Genomic DNA, 18628 nt, shown 5'->3' with positions numbered 1-18628 from the left:
CGCTCCCACTATAAAAACCGCGCGCGTGCGGGCACAGGGCCAGTCGGCGCGCGGCGATGTGACACGGTGTCACATCATTTTCGCCTGACTGGCTCTATCCGTTTCTCCCCCGCACGGCCAATGATGAGGCCAACAACAACGACATGAGAGAGGGCAGGGTATGAAGCTGGCACTACAGAACGAGGTAGCGATAAGCAATGATGAAGTTCGGCAGCTGGATCGCGCTTATGTGTTTCATTCATGGTCGATGCAGGGCAATTTACATCCACTGGTGATCGCCGGGGCAAAAGGCTGCGAGCTGTGGGATTACGAAGGCAATACTTACCTGGATTTCAGCAGCCAGCTGGTCAACGTCAACATTGGCTATCAGCATCCTCGCGTGCTGGCGGCGATGAAAGCCCAGCTGGAAGAGCTGGTGACCATCGCGCCCGCCACCGCCAACCTCGCCCGCGGCGAAGCGGCGAAGCGGATTGTCGAGCTGGCGCCGGAAGGCTTTAGCAAAGTGTTCTTCACCAACGCCGGCGCCGACGCCAACGAGAACGCCATCCGTATGGCGCGGCTCTATACCGGGCGCGATAAAGTGCTCTCCGCCTATCGCTCCTATCACGGCAATACCGGCAGCGCGATTGCCGCCACCGGCGACTGGCGCCGCGTGCCGAATGAGTATTCACGCGGTCACGTGCACTTCTTTAATCCCTATCTCTACCGCAGCGAATTTAACGCCACGACGGAAGAGGAGGAGTGCCAGCGCGCGCTGGCCCATCTGCGGCGGATGATTGAGTGCGAAGGCCCGAACGCGATAGCCGCGATTCTGCTGGAGTCGATTCCGGGTACCGCCGGGATTCTTGTCCCGCCGGAGGGCTATATGCAGGGCGTGCGGGCGCTGGCCGACGAGTTTGGCATTGTGCTGATCCTCGATGAAGTGATGGCCGGTTTTGGTCGTACCGGGAGCTGGTTCGCCTTCGAGCAGGATGGCGTGGTGCCGGATCTGGTGACTTTCGCCAAAGGGGTTAACGCCGGCTACGTCCCGGCCGGCGGCGTGCTGATTAGCGAGCCAATCGCCCGCTACTTTGATGACCATTTCTTTGCCGGGGGGCTGACCTATTCCGGCCATCCGCTGGCGATGGCGGCGATTGTCGCCACCATTGACGCGATGAAGGAAGAGAAGGTGGTGGAGAACGCGGCGACCATCGGCAACGAAGTGCTGCGTCCGGGGCTGGAAGCGCTGGCGGAGAAGCACGCGATTATCGGCAACGTGCGCGGCCGCGGTCTGTTCCAGGCGCTGGAGCTGGTCAGCAGCCGCGAGCGGAAAACTCCGCTGACCGCTGCCGATATGGCGGCCATTAAAGGCGCGTTAACCGAAGCCGGCCTGCTGGCGTTTGTGGTGGAGAACCGCATTCACGTGGTGCCGCCGTGCACCATCAGCGCCGAACAGGTGGCAAAAGGGCTGGCGATTTTTGATGCGGTATTCGCCCGCTTCGCGAGCCTGGCGAAATAAGGGGATGATTTCCCGGGTCGCGGCGTAAATGCCTTACCCGGGCGACCTTCTCGCAGATGGCGGCGAACCCGTAGCCCCGCTAAGCGTAGCGCGAGCGGGGGCGGGTTTTCAGCCTATCCGATGTTCGCCGTTCACCAGCGCTTCGCGGTCAAAGAAGCGCTGAATCACGCCTTCCGCCATAAACGCCGCCCGGTCCGACATATGGGCAATCACATCGGCATCGTGGCTGACCAGCAGATAGGTCATTCCGTGCTCCTGCTTTAGCCGATTGAGCAGATTCAGTATTTCCGCCTGCACCGACATATCCAGCGCCGACGTTGGCTCATCCAGCAGCAGAATCTTTGGCCGCAGCAGCAGCGCGCGAGCAATCGCCACCCGCTGGCGCTGGCCGCCGGAAAGCTGGTGCGGATAGCGGCGCGCGGCGTCGGCAGGCAGCCCCACCTCTTGCAGGGCGGTGGACACCCGATGTTCGATCTCGCCGATAGCGTGAATTTTCAGCGGCTCCGCCAGCGTGCGCCATAGCGTATGATTGGGATGCAGCGAAGCGTACGGGTCCTGAAACACCATCTGTACGTTGCGCCGCAGCTCGCCCTGAAAACGCAGGCCCGGCGTAATGGCCTTATCAAACAGTTCAACGCGGCCGCGCCAGTCCCGCTGCAGCCCGGCTAATACCCGCAGAATCGTTGATTTTCCGCAGCCGGATGCGCCGATCAGGCTGAACGTTTCTCCCGCGTCAACGGCAAAGCTGGCGGCGGACACCGCGGTTTTTTCGCCAAAAATAACCTGTAAATCCTTGAGATTAACGACCGCCATGCGCCGCCTCCGTCAAGTTCAGGGTTCGGTCGAGGGTCGGCAGCATCTGACCGTAAGTTTGCGCGGCCGGGCGACAGGTCCAGAGCGTACGGGTGTAGGGATGCGTCGCCGTCGGCAGATCTCGCGCCGCCATCTCATCGACCTTTTCCCCTTGATACAGGACCAGCACCCGCTGGCAGTGCTCGGCCACCAGCGGCAGGTCGTGGCTAATCAACAGCATCGCCATCCGCCGCTGTTCGCACTGCTCTACCAACAGTTCGAGGATCTGATTGCGCAGCCGGGCATCGAGGGCTGAAGTGGGCTCATCGGCGATCAGCACCTGCGGATTATTGAGCAGCGCAAGGGCAATCATCACCCGCTGGCCCATCCCCCCGGAGAGTTCGCCTGGATAACGGTTGAGCACCGGTAAATCCAGACCGACGGCGGCAACGGCGGCTTTGACCGCCTCCAGCCGCGCGCGGCGGCTAAGGCGCTGATGCAGAGTTAATGCCTCTTCCAGCTGCGCCTGAATGCTTTTTACCGGATTGAGCGCGTAGCGCGGGTCCTGCAGCACCATCGCTATATCGTTGCCGCGTAGCTCGCGCCAGCCGCGGTCGCGAAGGGTTAATGCGTCGCGCCCCAGCACGTTGAGCGCCTCGGCGCTGACGACGCCGGGCCGGCGTACCAGCCCCATCAGGGCGCGGGCGGTCATGGATTTACCGGAGCCGGATTCGCCGACCAGCGCCAGCCGCTCGTTGCCGAGCGTGAAGCTTAAATGGTCCACCACTCTGGCGGTGGGATAGTCGATGGTCAGTCCCTGAACGATCAGACGAGTATCAGTCATGTTGCGGCTCCAGAACGTCGCGCAGGCCATCGCCCAGCAGGTTAAACGCCAGGCTGGCGATCAGGATGACGGCGCCAGGGGCGGCGGCGATCCACCACTGGTCGAAAATGACCTGCATGCCGTCGGCGATCATCGCGCCCCATTCCGCCATTGGCGGGCGGGCGCCGAGGCCGAGGAAGCCAAGACCGGCAGCGGCGAGAATAATCCCGGCTAAATCCAGCGCCAGCCGGACGATCGCCGAGGGCAGGCAGAGCGGCAGAATATGACCCATCAGCAGACGCCAGCCGCGAATGCCCATCATCTCCGCCGCCGCCAGATAGTCGCTATGGCGCAAGCGCTGAATTTCGCTGCGCGCCTGACGGGCGTAAGCGGGCCAGGTCGTCAGCGCCAGCGCCAGGGCGCCGTTCACCAGGCCCGGGCCGAGCATCGCGACAAACGCGAAGGCCAGAATCAGCCGCGGCATCGACATTACCACGTCGGTAAAACGCATCAGCACGCGCTCCAGCCAGCCGCCGTAATAGCCGGACAGGATCCCCACCAGCAGACCGGCGGGGAGCGTAATCGCCGTCACCAGCGCGACCAGCCCCAGCGCCGGACGGGCGCCGAAAATCAGCCTTGAGAGAAGATCGCGGCCGTAGCTGTCGGTGCCGAGCCAGTGCCGCGGGCCCGGACCCTGCAGCCGCGCGGCGGCGTCCTGCCAGTTCGGGTCGAGAGGAGCCAGCCAGGGTGCAAAGAGCGCAATCAGCAGGAGTAACGTAATGATGATCAGGCCGCAAAAGGCGGCGGGAGAACGGCGCAGGCGGCGTAAAAACAGATAGCCCGGCATCAGCGTATCCTCGGGTCGGTCAGCCGCACCAGCAGGTCGGTGAGGTGATTAATCAGCACAAAGCTCGCGCCGATCAGCAGCGTACCGCCCATGATAGCCGTGGTATCGCCGGCAAAGAGCGCGGTGGTCAGATAGCGGCCAATTCCCGGCCAGGAGAAGACGGTTTCGGTCAACACCGCGCCTTCCAGCATGGAGGTCCAGGCGAGGGCGGTCACCGTCAGCAGGGTGCCGCGGATATTGGGCAGGACGTGACGCAGTAGAATCGTCATCTCGCTGGCCCCTTTGGCGCGCGCCAGCAGGATGTACTCTTTGTTCATTTCGCTCAGGCAGGCGGAACGGGTCAGGCGGGTGATGCTCGCCAGAGAATAATAGGCCAGCAGCAGCACCGGCAGCAGCAGGTGCCCGGCGGCGTTTTTAACCGCCTCTTTATCACCCGAGAGCCAGGTATCAATGAGCGCAAAGCCGGTGCGCGGTTCGACGGTGTACTGATAAATATCGTCCAGCCGCCCCGGCCCCGGCGTCCACTGCAGTTTGGCGTAAAACAGCGCCAGCATCAGCAGACCGAGCCAGAAAATCGGCACCGAGTTGCCGAGCAGCGTAAAGGTGCGCATCGCCAGATCCCACGGCGAGCCGACGTAGCGGGCACAGAGAACGCCTGCGATAACGCCCGACAGCGCGCCGATAATCAGCGCCAGCGTGGCCAGTTCGAGGGTGGCCGGGAACGCGGCAAGCAGGTCGTGCAGCACCGGCTGGCCGGTTGAGCTGGCGATACCGAGATCGCCGTGGGCGAGATTCACCAGATAGCGCCAGAACTGCAGCGGCAACGGCTGGTCGAGGCCGAGCTGGTGACGTACCTGATCATAGGTGGACTGACTGGCGTGGTCGCCGACGATTTGCAGCACCCGATCAACCGGCGACAGCGCCGAGAGCGCAAAGGTCACCAGCAGCAGGCCGAGCAGCGTCAGGGCCAGCGTCAGCAGTCCCTGAAACAGCGCGAGCAGGGGGCGTTTTGCGCGCCGCTCTGCTCGGGGGGGTAACACAGCAGACATGGTTATTCCGTTGGTAAAAAGTACAGTGTTATCAGCTGGCGCGATCTGTTGTTGTAGCCCGGTCAGCGCAGCGCCACCGGGAAAACATAAGGTATCGGGGCCTGCGTTCCCGGAGGCGGCGCGTTGCGCCTGTCCGGGCTACCCGATCGTACCTGCCCCAGGCGTTATTTGGTTACCCGGTCATACCAGACCATATCGGCATTGAGACCCTGCTGATAACCTTTCACGTTATCGCGAACCACAATCTGGGTTTTACCCTGATCGATAAACACGTAAGGCGAACTGCGCTGCAGCGCCTCCTGCATGTTTTTATACAGATCCAGGCGCTTCGCTGCGTCCGGCTCGGCGACTGCCGCCAGGGTCGCTTTATTCAGCTCCGGGATCTGCCAGCCGTTTAGCCCGGCGACGGTACTGGATTTACCGTCGTTGTACGCAAAGGCGCTGGCGTTAGAGTGGGCATCGAAATAGTCAGGGATCCACAGCCGAATCGCCGCCTGATGCTGTTTGGCGCGCACGCGAGCATAGACCTGACTACCCGCGGCCGGCAGCAAATCCACCTTCACGCCGCCCTGGGCGAAGCTCGCCTGCATCGACTGGGCGATGGTGATAAACGGCGGCTTGTTTTCGACGTCGAGGGTGAAATGCGCCTCTTTGATGCCCGCTTTAGCGAGGATATCTTTGGCTTTTTGCGGGTTGAATGTAAATGGGTTATTGTCCAGCGCGCCCGGCAGGCCGACCGGCAGGAAGCTCTGATGGACGAAATATTGCCCCTTCAGCAAATCTTTCGTGATGCCGTTGTAATCCACCAGCCAGCGCGCCGCTTCCCAGAAGGCCGGGTTTTTCAGCAGCGGGTTGGCGCTGTTGCCGGTATTAAAGACCAGATAGTTCTGCTCAGCGGAAGGGATGCTGAGGACCTTGACGCCCGGTTTACCCTGCAGAGCCGCAATCTGGTCGGCGCCGAGATCGCGCGCCACGTCGGCATCACCCTGCTGGATGAGAAGACGACGTGAGGCCGGGTCCGGAACGTTTTTAATAATGATGCTTTTCAGCTTCGGCGCGCCGCCGGGTGCGCTGCTGTTGGCCTCCAGCACGATGGCCTGATGCGGCTGATAGACCCGCATTTTATACGCGCCGCTGCCCGCCGAGTGCATTTTCAGCCAGCCGTTGCCGAAGTCGTTATCTTTGGCGTTCGGGGCGACCTGTTTCTCATCGACGATAGAGGCGATCGGCGTGGAGAGAATATTCAGCGCCACCGCCGGGCTGACGTCGGCGGTCCAGCGGAGCTCCAGGGTATGGTCGTCTAACTTCTTCAGCTGGCTGGCGATGTTATCCGGCTGCCAGCCGAGGACGTTAAGAATAAACGCCGGCGATTTGTTCAGGATGACCGCGCGGGTGTACGAGTAAATGACATCTTCCGGGCGCAGCGGGTTACCGGAGGCGAATTTGGCGTCGGGCTTTAGCTTGATGGTCAGGGTTTTCGCCGCCGGATCGGCCTGCCAGCTTTCGGCCAGGATCGGGGTGATTTTTTCAGGGTTATCGCGGTCCGGCTGCACCAGGCGCTGATAAAGGCTCGGTACCGTCTGGATGCTGGAGAGCTCGTTGGCTTCCGCCGGGTCGAGGCTGACGATATCGTCGAGGCCCTGCGCGACCACCAGGGTCCCCGGCGGCGTGGCGGCGTCAACGGCGGCGGATAACGCGGCGAGCACCAGCAGCGGCAGCAGTTTTTTAGTCATATGCGATCCCTGAAAAAAGTTATTGTGATTATTGATGTTTCGCTACGTTAGGCCGCTTAATTACGGGCGTAAAGTCAAAGATCGGCTAAGTTTATGCTTAAAAAGCATAAGCAAGACCAAGGGGTTATGACGATCGATCGTACCGGGCATCTTCCGGCCATTCGCCTTTCTTGATATAACAATTTGATAACACTACGGGAGAGATAAGCGTGCCGGAAATTAATGAATTTGGTCAGCAGGTCAACGATCGCGTGCCAGGGTGGCAGGGCGCGGGACTTCTGCACCGCACGGCGTTAAATGGCCGCTTTTGCCGGCTGGAGCCGCTGGATACCGAGCGGCACGCGGCGGATCTGTTTGCCGCCTATGCCCTCGGCGACGACAGCGACTGGACCTGGCTTGCCAGCACCTGCCCACAGAGCGTGGAGTCAACGGCGAACTGGATCACCGGTAAGGTTATGGACGACGGGCTGGTACCGTATGCGGTTATCGATTTGCGCGCCGAGCGGGCCGTCGGGCTGGTCAGCTATATGGCGATTGAGCGGGCGATGGGCACGGTGGAGATAGGGCACGTCACCTGGTCGCGGGCGATGAAAAATACGCCGCTCGGGACCGAGGCGGTGTGGCTGCTGCTGCAAAATGGTTTTGCTCACGGCTATCGTCGGCTGGAGTGGAAGTGCGATTCGATGAATCTCGCCTCCCGCCGCGCCGCCGACCGGCTGGGGTTTACCTGGGAGGGGCGTCTTCGTCAGAGGATGGTACGCAAAGGACGCACCCGCGATAGCGATATGCTGTCGATTATCGATAGCGAATGGCCCGCGCGCGACGCGGCGCTGCGGGCGTGGCTGGCGCCGGAGAACTTTGATGCTGATGGACGGCAGCTAAAGCGGCTGGAAGATTTTCGCTAGTTTTTCCTCACCCTAACCCTCTCCCGCAGGGAGAGGGTTAGGGGGCTTACTCTTACCGGCGAACCGGCGCGCCGTTCGCCACGTAATACGCCGCGCTGCTCTTCGGCAGCGGCTGACGGCCGCGAATGGCGTCAGCCATTTTTTCGCCAATCATGATGGTGGTCGCGTTAAGGTTGCCGGTAATAATCTGCGGCATAATTGAGGCGTCGACCACGCGCAGGCCTTCCAGCCCGTGCACCCGACCTTCGCCATCCACCACCGCCATCTCGTCGTAGCCCATTTTACAGGTGCCGCACGGATGGAAGGCGGTTTCCGCATGATTGCGCACAAACTCATCCAGCTCGGCATCGCTCTGGCACTCCGCCCCCGGACTGATCTCCCGGCCGCGATAGTTATCCAGCGCCGGCTGATGCATGATTTCGCGGGTAATGCGAATCGCGTCGCGGAACTCCTGCCAGTCCTGTTCGCTGGACATATAGTTAAACAGAATCGCCGGATGTTCGTGCGGGTCGCGCGACTTCAGACGCACGTGGCCGCGGCTTGGGGAGCGCATGGAGCCGACGTGGCACTGGAATCCGTGCTCTTTCACCGCGTTTGAGCCGTTGTAGTTAATCGCGACCGGCAGGAAGTGGTACTGAATATTTGGCCACGCAAAGGCTTCCCGGCTGCGAATAAATCCGCCCGCTTCAAACTGGTTGCTGGCGCCGATGCCGGTCCCGCCGAACAGCCATTCGGCGCCGATTTTCGGCTGGTTCCACCACTGCAGCGCCGGGTAAAGCGACACCGGCTCTTTACATTCGTACTGCAGATACATCTCCAGATGATCCTGCAGGTTCTCGCCGACGCCGGGCAGGGCGTGAACCAGCGGAATATCGAACTGGCGCAACAGTTCCGGGCTGCCGACGCCGGAGCGCTGCAGGATTTGCGGCGAAGCGATGGCGCCCGCGCAGAGCAGCACTTCTTGATTGGCGGTGGCGTTTAACGGCGCGGTGCTGTCGCCCTCCAGCCACTCGACGCCGACGGCGCGTTTGCCGGCAAAAATAATGCGATCGGTCAGCGCATGGGTGCGAATGGTCAGATTGGGACGCGCGCGCGCCTGGTCGAGATAGCCGCGCGCGGTACTGGCGCGGCGTCCCTGCGGCGTCACGGTACGATCCATGGGGCCAAACCCTTCCTGCTGGTAGCCGTTAAGATCGTCGGTGCGCGGGTAGCCGGCCTGTACGCCGGCTTCAATCATCGCGTGGAACAGCGGATTGTTGCCCTGCTTTGGCGTGGTGACGCTGACCGGGCCGTCGCCGCCGTGGTAGTCGTTGGCGCCAATATCGCGGGTTTCCGCTTTGCGGTAGTAGGGCAGGCAGTCGAGGTAGCTCCAGTGCTCAAGCCCCGGCGCCGAGGCCCAGTTATCGAGATCCATAGCGTTGCCGCGGATATAGCACATGCCGTTGATTAACGAGGACCCGCCGAGGCCCTTACCGCGTCCGCACTCCATGCGGCGATTGTTCATATGCGGTTCAGGCTCGGTCTCGTAGGCCCAGTTATAGCGCCGACCCTGTAGAGGAAAGGCCAGCGCGGCGGGCATCTGGGTGCGGAAGTCGAAACGGTAATCCGGGCCGCCCGCTTCCAGCAGCAGGACGGTGGTCTGGGGATCTTCCGTCAGTCGTGTAGCCAGTACGTTGCCGGCGGAACCGGCACCAATAATAATGTAGTCAAACTGCAAAAATGACCTCCTGGTTAAAATATGGATTGAAACTGACCCATCTCAACCTGGATGGATTTTATCTGGGTGTAGCTGTGCAGCGTCTGCACGCCGTTTTCGCGGCCAATCCCGGAGTGCTTGTAGCCGCCGACCGGCATCTCCGCCGGGGATTCGCCCCAGGTGTTGATCCAGCAGATCCCGGCCTCCAGCCGATGAATCAGGCGATGGGCGCGGTTTAAATCCGGCGTGACGACGCCGGCGGCGAGGCCGTATTCGGTGGCGTTGGCGCGGCGAACCGCTTCTTCCTCATCGTCGTAGCTCAGAATCGACATCACCGGGCCGAAGATCTCTTCGCGGACGATGGTCATCTGGTCATCGCAGTCGGTAAACACCGTCGGGGCGACCCACGCGCCGCGGTCGAAGCCTTCGCCTTTCAGCACCTCGCCGCCGCAGAGCAGGCGCGCGCCTTCTTGCTTGCCGATCGCGATGTAGCGCAGCACGTTATCACGGTGCGGGAAGCTCACCAGCGGCCCGAAGTTGGTGCTTTCAGCAAACAGATCGCCAGGGCGGATACGCGCCACGCGAGCGAGGATTTTCTCTTCAAACGCCGCCTTCAGGCGCGCCGGAACGAATACCCGGGTGCCGTTGGTGCAGACCTGTCCTGAGCTATAGAAGTTAGCCATCATCGCGATGTCGGCGGCGAGGTCGAGGTTGGCGTCTTCGCAGACGATCAGCGGCGATTTACCGCCCAGTTCCATGGTGACTTCCTTCAGCGAGGAGGCGGCGGAGTTGGCCATCACTTTTTTGCCGCTGGCGACGCCGCCGGTAAAGGAGATTTTGGCGATGTCCGGGTGCTCGGTGAGATACTGGCCGGTTTCGGCGCCGGTGCCCGGCAGCACGTTAAATACTCCCGCCGGCAGTCCCGCCTCGCGGTAAATTTCCGCCAGCTTCAGGGCGGTGAGCGGGGTGACTTCACTCGGCTTAAAGATCATCGCGTTACCGGCCGCCAGCGCCGGGGCTGATTTCCACAAGGCGATCTGGATCGGGTAGTTCCAGGCGCCGATCCCGGCGACGACGCCCAGCGGTTCCCGGCGGGTGTAGACGAATGCACTGTCGCGCAGCGGGATCTGGCTCCCTTCCAGCGCCGGGATCAGGCCCGCGTAGTACTCCAGCACATCGGCGCCGGTGACGATATCGACGGCGGCGGTTTCGCTCAGCGGTTTGCCGGTATCGAGAGTCTCCAGACGGGCCAGTTCATCGTTGCGATCGCGCAGAATATCGACCGCTTTACGCAGAATGCGCGAACGTTCCATGGCGCTCATCGCCGCCCAGATTTTTTGCCCTTTTTGGGCGCTCTTTACCGCCCGGTCGACGTCTTCGCGGCCGGCGGCCTGGACGGTCGCCAGCACTTCCCCGCTGGCAGGGTTAATCGTCTCGAAGGTTTTACCGCTGGTGGCGGAAACATAACCACCGTCGATGTAAAGCTGCTGTTCGGCCATTCGGGACATGGGTCCTCCATTAGTGAGAAGTCGGTGGCAGATATTTGCTGATGAAGTGCTCGGCGAGCGTTTCGGCGCGGGCTTTATCCAGCGGTTTACCGCTCAGCGCCGCGCGTAGCCACAGCCCGTCGATCAGCGCGGCGAGACCGTATCCGGCCTCCTGCGCCTCTTCGCGCGGCAGGGCGCGCTGAAACTCATAGACGATATTCGACAGCAGTCGCCGGCTGCTGACCTGCTGCAGGCGATAGAGCATCGGCTGATGCATGCTGCTGGCCCAAAAGGCGAGCCAGGCCTTCATTGCCGCGCTGCTTATCTGGCTGTCGTCGAAGTTTCCCGCCACGATGGCGCGCAGGCGTTCCTGCGGGCCGGCGCCGGGCAGGGCGTGCAGACGGCCCAACACCGCCTGGCGCAGCTGGCCGGTGATATCGCGCATCGTCGCTTCCAGCAGCCCGTTCTTATCCTTGAAATAGTGGCTGATGATGCCGGTTGATACGCCAGCCCTCCGGGCGATCTGCGCGACGGTGGCATCGTGCATTCCCACTTCATTGATGGCGGCCAGGGTGGCGTCAATCAGCTGCCGCTGCCGTATCGGTTGCATCCCCAGTTTGGGCATTTCTCAGACTCCATTCATCAGCTTTGTTTATCTATTAAAGCGGTTTTTGATTGGACGTTCAATATAAAATGTGTCTTAATTGTTGCCGATTTTGGTTCTAATAGTTGCAAAAACAGTAAGGAGAATGGATGACAGACCTTTCGCCGAGCAGAGAAAAGGACAAAATCAATCCGGTGGTTTTTTACACTTCCGCCGGACTGATTTTGTTGTTTTCCCTGATGACTCTCTTCTTCAGCGATTTTTCCGCGGCCTGGATTGGCCGTACCCTGAACTGGGTTTCCCGCACCTTTGGCTGGTACTATTTGCTCGCCGCGACGCTCTATATCGTGTTTGTCGTGTGCATCGCCTGCTCGCGTTTCGGTTCGGTGAAGCTCGGGCCGGAACATTCGAAGCCGGAATTTAGCGTGCTCAGCTGGGCGGCAATGCTGTTCGCCGCCGGTATCGGTATCGACCTGATGTTCTTCTCCGTCGCCGAACCGGTGACCCAGTATATGCAGCCGCCGGAAGGGGCGGGGCAGACCATGGAGGCGGCGCGCCAGGCGATGGTGTGGACGCTGTTTCACTACGGGCTGACCGGCTGGTCGATGTATGCCCTGATGGGGATGGCGCTGGGATACTTTAGCTATCGTTATAATTTACCCCTGACCATCCGCTCCGCGCTCTATCCGATCTTCGGCAAAAAGATTAATGGCCCAATCGGCCACAGCGTGGATATCGCCGCCGTTATCGGCACCATTTTTGGTATTGCCACCACGCTCGGGATTGGCGTGGTGCAGCTAAACTACGGCCTCAACGTGCTGTTTGATATTCCGGACTCGCTGGGCGCGAAAGCGGCGCTGATCGTGCTGTCGGTCATTATCGCCACCATCTCCGTGACCTCCGGGGTGGATAAAGGCATTCGTATTCTTTCCGAGCTTAACGTGGTGCTGGCCCTCGGGCTGATCCTGTTTGTCCTGTTTATGGGCGACACCGAGTTTCTGCTCAACGCGCTGGTGCTCAACGTTGGCGACTATGTGAATCGTTTTATGGGCATGACCCTGAACAGCTTCGCCTTCGATCGTCCGGTAGAGTGGATGAACAACTGGACCCTGTTCTTCTGGGCGTGGTGGGTGGCGTGGTCGCCGTTTGTCGGCCTGTTCCTGGCGCGTATTTCACGTGGACGCACCATTCGTCAGTTTGTGGTAGGAACGCTGATTATCCCGTTCACCTTTACCCTGCTGTGGCTGTCGGTGTTCGGCAATAGCGCGCTGTATGAAATCATCCACGGCAATGCGGCCTTCGCCGCCGAGGCGGTCGCCCACCCGGAGCGCGGCTTCTATAACCTGCTGGCGCAGTATCCCGCGTTTACCTTTAGCGCTTCGGTGGCAACGATTACCGGCCTGCTGTTCTATGTGACCTCCGCGGATTCCGGGGCGCTGGTGCTGGGTAACTTCACCTCGAAGCTGAAGGATATCAACAGCGATGCGCCAAACTGGCTGCGGATCTTCTGGTCGGTGGTTATCGGCCTGCTGACCCTCGGGATGCTGATGACTAACGGCATTTCCGCCCTGCAGAACGCGACGGTGATTATGGGGCTGCCGTTTAGCTTCGTGATCTTCTTCGTGATGGCGGGATTGTACAAGTCGCTGAAGGTTGAGGATTATCGCCGCGAGAGCGCCAACCGCGACACCGCCCCGCGACCGCTCGGCGTGCAGGATCGCCTGAGCTGGAAGAAGCGCCTGTCGCGGCTGATGAACTATCCCGGCACGCGCTATACCCGCCAGATGATGGAGACGGTGTGCTTCCCGGCGATGGAAGAGGTGGCGCAGGAGCTGAAGCTGCGCGGCGCTTACGTCGAGCTGAAAAGCCTGCCGCCGGAAGAGGGAGACAGCCTGGGCCATCTTGACCTGCTGGTGCATATGGGCGACGAGCAGAACTTTGTTTATCAGATCTGGCCGCAGCAGTACTCCATTCCCGGCTTTACCTACCGGGCGCGCAGCGGGAAGTCGACCTACTATCGTCTGGAGACCTTCCTGCTGGAAGGGAGTCAGGGCAACGACCTGATGGACTACAGCAAAGAGCAGGTCATTACCGATATTCTTGACCAGTACGAGCGTCATTTGAACTTTATCCATCTGCATCGCGAAGCGCCGGGCAACAGCGTGACCTTTCCCTGAATGTAGGCTATCTAAACGTTTTCTGAAAAAGGATTATAGCTGGTTAAATATACAGTGAATTGCGCAGGGAAGCGTATGATGGCGGCGGGTGCCTGAGGCTTTCTGCGTTCAGGCTTAGGTGAGGATTCAGAAAGACGAAGCCCCAGGAGATGTTCCCATCAACCTGAGGCCTACAATCCAAACCTAGCACGTTGGATAGTAGCCTCTTCTTCGCATGGAGGCAACGAGATGCTGACAAAATACGCCCTGGTGGCAATCATCGTGCTGTGTCTGACAGCGCTGGGATTGACGTTAATGGTGCGCGACTCGCTGTGCGAGCTGAGCATCAAAGAACGTAGTATGGAGTTCAAGGCCGTTCTCGCTTACGAAACGAAGAAGTAGCCGGTATGCGGGGAGCTATCCCCGCTTATCCGCAGGCTGGGTAAGGAACCTTAAGGCACCTTTTTTCTGCTTATGGGGGCAGGATGGACGGCGAGAGAACATCGACCGGTTAAAACAATCGCGCCGCCACCCTGCATACTGCTTCGCTGACGTCAACCTCACCCTTACCGGCATTTTTCTACGCTAAATCCGTTCTACCAGCAGACAAAACCACCATCAACCACCAGGTCAACGCCGGTGCAGAACGAGGCGGCATCGCTGGCGAGGAACAGCGCCGGGCCGGCCATCTCTTCAACCTTCGCCATGCGCTGGATCGGCGTCTGGCTTTCGAATTCGCGGGTCTGATGAACCATCTCAGGGCGCGTGTTCATCGGCGTGGCGGTATAGCCGGGGCTGATGGAGTTGACCCGAATCCCTTTGCCGATCCACTCCATCGCCAGGCTTTTTGACAGGTGGATAACGCCCGCTTTAGAGCAGTTGTAGTGCGCCTGATCGAGACCGCGGTTAACAATAATGCCGGACATCGAGGCGATATTAATAATCGAACCGCCGCCCGTTTCCTGCATCAGTTCGGCTTCCGCTTTGCAGGAGTTCCACACGCCGGTCAGGTTAATATCGATAACCCGCTGCCACTGCTCGGTTTCCATCTCCAGCGCCGGATTGGCGTTGGCAATCCCGGCGGCGTTGACGGCTATATCGAGGCGGCCAAAGCGGCTTTTCGCTAATGCCACGCCGGCGCGTAGGTCGCTAAGCTGGCGCACATCACCGGTGTAGTAGCAGGCATCTCCGCCGATGGCTTCAATATTTTTGACGGTTTCGGCGAGGCCGCCATCTTCACGGAGATCGAAGCAGACGACCCGAGCCCCCGCGCTGGCGAGCCCGTAAGCAATCATCTGGCCGATGCCGCTGCCCGCGCCGGTGACAAAGGCCACGCGGTCCTGCAGGTTAAACAGCTGTTGGGCAAAATCTTTTGCGATCATAGTCATTTCTCTCTAAAAAATATTCTTTAGCATGCCCGGTGTTGGCGTTCCCGGAGGCGGCGCGTTGCGCCTGTCCGGGCTACGGGGCTTGTGCCGTCGGGTAGCCCGGACAGGTGCGCAGCACCGCCTCCGGGATATGATTTGTGTAGCCTGACCTGAAAAATGCCAGGCTGGCGGCATTACGACATAATCAAGCCGCCATCGATATTGATGGTCTGCCCGGTGAGGTAGCGCGCGTCGTCGGAGGCGAGAAACGCCACCAGCCCGGCAACGTCTTCCGGTTTGCCGGCGCGTTTCATCGGAATGCCTTCGACCCACTCCGCCATCAGCTCGCCTTTACCGTAGCGCTTCTGCTCGGTGCTGAGGATTTCGCCCCAGACGCGGTCGTTGTAGTCCCACATCTCGCTTTCGATAATGCCCGGACAGAAGGCGTTAACCGTGATATTCCACGGCGCCAGCTCGTGCGCCAGGCTTTGGGTGATGCCGATCACGCCCATTTTGCTGGCGGCATAGTGCGGGGTGTAGATAAAGCCCTGACGACCCTGGCCGGAAGAGGTGTTGATCAGGCTGCCGTGGTTCTGCTTGACCATATATTTGGCGGCTTCGCGGCAGCACAGCCAGACGCCGGTGGTGTTAACGGCCAGCACTTTTTCAAAGTCGGCCTTCGGCATGCGATCGTAATAGTCGATGGTGATCACGCCTGCGTTCTGGATAGAGACGTCGATGGTGCCGAAACGCGCTGCCGCCTGCTCGTACAGCGACTGCACCTGCGCTTCGTCGGTCACATCAACCTGTAACGACAGGATGTCGGCCTGGTAGCGCTGGCGGAGGGTTTCCGCCGTTTCGTGGACGCGCTCGGCGTTAGAGACCATCACCAGATTCGCGCCGTCGCGCGCAAAGCGCTCGGCAATACCTGCACCAATTCCGCGGCAGGCGCCGGTGATAACAACCGTTTTGTTGTGGAAATTTCTTTGCATGTTTTTCATCCCTTATTGAAGCCGGACGGCAGAGCATCCGGCGGGGTAATAAAGACGTGATTAACTGGTGGCGCCTGCCGCAGCCAGCTTCTCCTCATGGCGGCGCATCAGAATGACTTTGTTCTGCAGTTTCTGCTGGAACTGGTCGACGACGACGGCGGTGACGATAACCACCCCCTTAATGACCATCTGCCAGAAATCGCTGACCCCCATCATCACCATGCCGTCGGCGAGGAAGACGATGACGAACGCGCCAATGATTGACCCGGTTACCCGGCCGCGACCGCCCGCCAGCGCGGTTCCGCCGAGCACGGTGGCGCCAATGGCGTCCATTTCGAACATATTGCCGGTCATCGGGTGCGCGGTTTGCAGCTGCGAGGCGACGATAAGGCCGACGAACGCTGAGCACAGGCCGGAGAAGGCGTAAACGAAGATTTTTGCCTTGACGATAGGCACGCCGGCCAGGCGTGCGGCGGATTCGTTACCGCCGATAGCGTAGATATAGCGGCCCAGCGGGGTTTTGGTGGTCAGCCAGTAGCCCAGCAGCAGGAAGCCGATCATCAGCCAGATTGGCAGATAGATGCCCAACAGCGTCCCGGATCCCAGGGTGGAGAAACCGGTGTTGCCCAGCGCTTCCATGCCGTTGAGGTTGGGGTAGGTACTGCCGTCGTTGAACAGCAGCGCCGAGCCTCTGGCGACATACATCATGCCCAGGGTGCAGATAAAGGGCGCGACGCCGAAGCGGGTGATGACCGCGCCGTTAACGAAGCCAACCAGCACACCGAAGAGCGCCACGCAGAGGATAACTTCCGGTACGTTGAAGAAGATAACGCTGCCGTTCCATAAGGGCAGGCCGTTGGTTAACAGCGCTCCGGCCACCATGCCGCAGATGCCGGCCACGGCGCCGACGGAGAGGTCGATACCGCCCGTCAGGATAACCAGCGTCATGCCGATGGCCAGCAGGCCGGTGATGGCCACGTGCTGGGTCATAATCAGCAGGTTAGATGTGGTCAGGAAATTCGGTACCATCACGCTGAAGAACGCGATAACCAGCAGCAGAGCGATGAACGTTCTGGCCTTCAGCAGGTACATATAAATCATATATTTCTGGTTCATGATGGGTTCCAGCCTGATTAATCTTGAGGTGTTGAAGCCGCGATTAATTTTTCGCGGGTCACCGCATGACGCGGTAAATCGGCGGTAATCCGACCGTCGGCCATGACCAGGATGCGATCCGCCAGCGCCATCACTTCATCCAGCTCCGATGAAGAGAACATCACTGCCAGACCCTGCTGGGCCATTTTGCCGATCAGATGATAAACGTCGGTTTTCGCGCCGACGTCGATACCGCGAGTGGGCTCATCGAGAAACACCACTTCCGGCTTCGTCATCAACGCCTTGCCGAGCACCACCTTTTGTTGGTTGCCGCCGCTGAGTGAGGTGACAGGCAGATCGGGGTCGCTCACCTTGATTGCCAGTTCGCGAATCATCTCTTTGACGCAGGCGATTTCTTTCTGCGGATTCAGCCATTTCCACGCCCGGCGAAATCCCTGCAGGCTGAAATCGGATAAGGTCATATTCGATTGAATCGACATCATCTGCACCACGCCTTCTCCCTGGCGGTCTTCAGGCACCAGCGCCAGCCCTTTTTTTAGCCGCGCCTGGAACGGGGCCTTTTCGATATTTTCGCCGTTGAGATGGACGTTACCGCTCTGGCAGGGCATCAGGCCGACCAGGCCTTTAAACAGCTCCGTGCGTCCGGCGCCGAGCAGGCCGTAGATGCCGATCACTTCTCCCTTACTTAAGGTAAAGGTCACATCGTTGAGCTTATAGCCGCCGCTGGGGTGCAGCGCCGTCAGACCTTCAACGGCAAGGACCGCTTCGCCTTTCGGCGCCGGCCGGTAGTCGAAATGTTTTTTCTTATCGCCGACCATCTGTTCGATAATCCACGGAATACTGGCGTCGCTGACCTCGCGCTCGCTGATAAAGCGCCCGTCGCGGAAAATAGTGATGTGGTCGCCAATTTCCATCAGCTCTTCCAGACGGTGGGAAATATAGATAATGGTGACGCCGCGGCGTTTAAGCTGTTCGATCACGTTAAACAGGATTTTGACTTCCGACTGGCTGAGCGCGGAAGTGGGTTCATCCATAATTAATACCCGGGTGTCCTTAGAAAGCGCGCGCGCAATTTCCACCAGCTGCTGATGGCCAATGCCTAATTCGCCAAGCTGGGTGTAGGGATCGACATTCAGCTCCAGTCTTTCCAGTAATGATTTGGCTAACTCATATTGATATTTTTCGTTAATCTTCCCTTTTTGAAAGAATTCGTTAGCCATAAAAATATTATCCATGACGTTCATATTCGGGAATAAATTTAATTCCTGAAAAATGATGCTGATTCCCTGCTTTTCAGCCTGGTGCGTTGAGCTAAGGGTCACCGGGGCGCCATCAAGAATAATTTGACCGGAAGAGGGTGTTTCAACGCCAGCAAGCATTTTCATCATGGTGGATTTACCCGCACCATTTTCACCGATCAGAACGTTTACTTTATTTCGATAGACCCGGTAATTCACGCTATCTAAGGCGACAACGCCCGGATAAACGCGAGATAATTCGCGAGTTTCGATAATAACTTCAGAGTCGACTGGTTGGGAATTGACGAGTTCTTGCCGCTGCATG

At 59.7% G+C, this 18628-nt stretch carries 16 protein-coding genes; 4 read left to right on the top strand and 12 right to left on the bottom strand.

The annotated features are described in order from the left end of the window. Positions 1 to 160: 160 nt before the first annotated feature. On the top strand, positions 161 to 1498 hold the full coding sequence (locus ACESQ2_RS00155) for an aspartate aminotransferase family protein (protein WP_038424195.1): 1338 nt from the start codon (positions 161 to 163) through the stop codon (positions 1496 to 1498). 108 nt (positions 1499 to 1606) lie between these two features. Here ACESQ2_RS00155 and ACESQ2_RS00150 read toward each other — a convergent pair whose 3' ends face one another. The 5 genes from ACESQ2_RS00150 to ACESQ2_RS00130 all read right to left on the bottom strand — a co-directional run bounded on the left by ACESQ2_RS00150 (position 1607) and on the right by ACESQ2_RS00130 (position 6742). Beyond that, positions 1607 to 2311: an ABC transporter ATP-binding protein gene (locus ACESQ2_RS00150; RefSeq protein WP_025107055.1), complete on the bottom strand. Its 705-nt coding sequence runs from the start codon at positions 2309 to 2311 to the stop codon at positions 1607 to 1609. Beyond that, complete coding sequence (locus ACESQ2_RS00145; protein ID WP_046876883.1) at positions 2298 to 3134, bottom strand: ABC transporter ATP-binding protein; 837 nt, start codon at positions 3132 to 3134, stop codon at positions 2298 to 2300. The genes ACESQ2_RS00150 and ACESQ2_RS00145 overlap by 14 nt, the downstream gene beginning before the upstream one ends. Further along, positions 3127 to 3960: an ABC transporter permease gene (locus ACESQ2_RS00140; protein ID WP_085521890.1), complete on the bottom strand. Its 834-nt coding sequence runs from the start codon at positions 3958 to 3960 to the stop codon at positions 3127 to 3129. Before ACESQ2_RS00140 ends, ACESQ2_RS00145 begins: the two co-directional genes overlap by 8 nt. After that, the gene (locus ACESQ2_RS00135) at positions 3960 to 5009 is read right to left on the bottom strand and encodes an ABC transporter permease (protein ID WP_373170079.1); all 1050 of its coding nucleotides are present in this window, start codon (positions 5007 to 5009) and stop codon (positions 3960 to 3962) included. The genes ACESQ2_RS00140 and ACESQ2_RS00135 overlap by 1 nt, the downstream gene beginning before the upstream one ends. Positions 5010 to 5173: 164 nt before the next feature. Further along, the gene (locus ACESQ2_RS00130; RefSeq protein WP_064375717.1) at positions 5174 to 6742 is read right to left on the bottom strand and encodes an ABC transporter substrate-binding protein; all 1569 of its coding nucleotides are present in this window, start codon (positions 6740 to 6742) and stop codon (positions 5174 to 5176) included. Between the two features lie 209 nt (positions 6743 to 6951). Between ACESQ2_RS00130 and ACESQ2_RS00125 the strand changes: the two genes are divergently transcribed. Continuing rightward, complete coding sequence (locus ACESQ2_RS00125; protein WP_345911501.1) at positions 6952 to 7647, top strand: GNAT family protein; 696 nt, start codon at positions 6952 to 6954, stop codon at positions 7645 to 7647. 52 nt (positions 7648 to 7699) lie between these two features. Here ACESQ2_RS00125 and betA read toward each other — a convergent pair whose 3' ends face one another. Genes betA through betI form a run of 3 tightly spaced genes read right to left on the bottom strand, consistent with a single transcriptional unit; the run spans position 7700 to position 11455 of the window. Beyond that, positions 7700 to 9364 carry a choline dehydrogenase gene (gene betA, locus ACESQ2_RS00120; protein WP_286114485.1) on the bottom strand — a complete coding sequence of 555 codons (1665 nt, stop codon included), beginning with the start codon at positions 9362 to 9364 and terminating at the stop codon, positions 7700 to 7702. 14 nt (positions 9365 to 9378) lie between these two features. Then, on the bottom strand, positions 9379 to 10851 hold the full coding sequence (betB, locus tag ACESQ2_RS00115; protein ID WP_032719548.1) for a betaine-aldehyde dehydrogenase: 1473 nt from the start codon (positions 10849 to 10851) through the stop codon (positions 9379 to 9381). Between the two features lie 10 nt (positions 10852 to 10861). Continuing rightward, complete coding sequence (gene betI, locus ACESQ2_RS00110; RefSeq protein ID WP_038424198.1) at positions 10862 to 11455, bottom strand: transcriptional regulator BetI; 594 nt, start codon at positions 11453 to 11455, stop codon at positions 10862 to 10864. Positions 11456 to 11583: 128 nt separating this feature from the next. Between betI and betT the strand changes: the two genes are divergently transcribed. Then, positions 11584 to 13611, top strand: coding sequence for a choline BCCT transporter BetT (gene betT / locus ACESQ2_RS00105; RefSeq protein WP_373170078.1), 2028 nt, complete (start codon positions 11584 to 11586; stop codon positions 13609 to 13611). 228 nt (positions 13612 to 13839) lie between these two features. Then, on the top strand, positions 13840 to 13992 hold the full coding sequence (locus ACESQ2_RS00100) for a Hok/Gef family protein (protein WP_004130292.1): 153 nt from the start codon (positions 13840 to 13842) through the stop codon (positions 13990 to 13992). A gap of 194 nt (positions 13993 to 14186) precedes the next feature. Here ACESQ2_RS00100 and ACESQ2_RS00095 read toward each other — a convergent pair whose 3' ends face one another. The 4 genes from ACESQ2_RS00095 to ACESQ2_RS00080 form a co-directional block, all read right to left on the bottom strand. After that, positions 14187 to 14972, bottom strand: coding sequence for an SDR family oxidoreductase (locus ACESQ2_RS00095; RefSeq protein WP_286114484.1), 786 nt, complete (start codon positions 14970 to 14972; stop codon positions 14187 to 14189). Between the two features lie 179 nt (positions 14973 to 15151). After that, on the bottom strand, positions 15152 to 15949 hold the full coding sequence (locus ACESQ2_RS00090; protein WP_014228342.1) for an SDR family oxidoreductase: 798 nt from the start codon (positions 15947 to 15949) through the stop codon (positions 15152 to 15154). 60 nt (positions 15950 to 16009) lie between these two features. After that, positions 16010 to 17065: an ABC transporter permease gene (locus ACESQ2_RS00085; protein ID WP_004848640.1), complete on the bottom strand. Its 1056-nt coding sequence runs from the start codon at positions 17063 to 17065 to the stop codon at positions 16010 to 16012. 17 nt (positions 17066 to 17082) lie between these two features. Further along, positions 17083 to 18627, bottom strand: a complete 1545-nt coding sequence (locus tag ACESQ2_RS00080; RefSeq protein WP_014228343.1) for a sugar ABC transporter ATP-binding protein — start codon at positions 18625 to 18627, stop codon at positions 17083 to 17085. Position 18628 lies beyond the last annotated feature (1 nt).

This window comes from Klebsiella sp. Q11 (assembly GCF_964241505.1).
Lineage (GTDB): Bacteria > Pseudomonadota > Gammaproteobacteria > Enterobacterales > Enterobacteriaceae > Klebsiella > Klebsiella michiganensis.
Note: the sequence above shows the minus strand (reverse complement) of the source record. Positions and strands in the feature narration are given on the sequence as shown.

Coding starts and splice junctions, on each gene's coding strand:
- ACESQ2_RS00085 (WP_004848640.1), bottom strand. CDS start 17,065: ATGAACCAGAAATATATGATTTATATGTACCTGCTGAAGGCCAGAACG.
- ACESQ2_RS00135 (WP_373170079.1), bottom strand. CDS start 5,009: ATGTCTGCTGTGTTACCCCCCCGAGCAGAGCGGCGCGCAAAACGCCCC.
- betB (WP_032719548.1), bottom strand. CDS start 10,851: ATGTCCCGAATGGCCGAACAGCAGCTTTACATCGACGGTGGTTATGTT.
- ACESQ2_RS00155 (WP_038424195.1), top strand. CDS start 161: ATGAAGCTGGCACTACAGAACGAGGTAGCGATAAGCAATGATGAAGTT.
- ACESQ2_RS00090 (WP_014228342.1), bottom strand. CDS start 15,949: ATGCAAAGAAATTTCCACAACAAAACGGTTGTTATCACCGGCGCCTGC.
- betI (WP_038424198.1), bottom strand. CDS start 11,455: ATGCCCAAACTGGGGATGCAACCGATACGGCAGCGGCAGCTGATTGAC.
- ACESQ2_RS00095 (WP_286114484.1), bottom strand. CDS start 14,972: ATGATCGCAAAAGATTTTGCCCAACAGCTGTTTAACCTGCAGGACCGC.
- ACESQ2_RS00145 (WP_046876883.1), bottom strand. CDS start 3,134: ATGACTGATACTCGTCTGATCGTTCAGGGACTGACCATCGACTATCCC.
- ACESQ2_RS00150 (WP_025107055.1), bottom strand. CDS start 2,311: ATGGCGGTCGTTAATCTCAAGGATTTACAGGTTATTTTTGGCGAAAAA.
- ACESQ2_RS00100 (WP_004130292.1), top strand. CDS start 13,840: ATGCTGACAAAATACGCCCTGGTGGCAATCATCGTGCTGTGTCTGACA.
- ACESQ2_RS00130 (WP_064375717.1), bottom strand. CDS start 6,742: ATGACTAAAAAACTGCTGCCGCTGCTGGTGCTCGCCGCGTTATCCGCC.
- betT (WP_373170078.1), top strand. CDS start 11,584: ATGACAGACCTTTCGCCGAGCAGAGAAAAGGACAAAATCAATCCGGTG.
- ACESQ2_RS00080 (WP_014228343.1), bottom strand. CDS start 18,627: ATGCAGCGGCAAGAACTCGTCAATTCCCAACCAGTCGACTCTGAAGTT.
- ACESQ2_RS00140 (WP_085521890.1), bottom strand. CDS start 3,960: ATGCCGGGCTATCTGTTTTTACGCCGCCTGCGCCGTTCTCCCGCCGCC.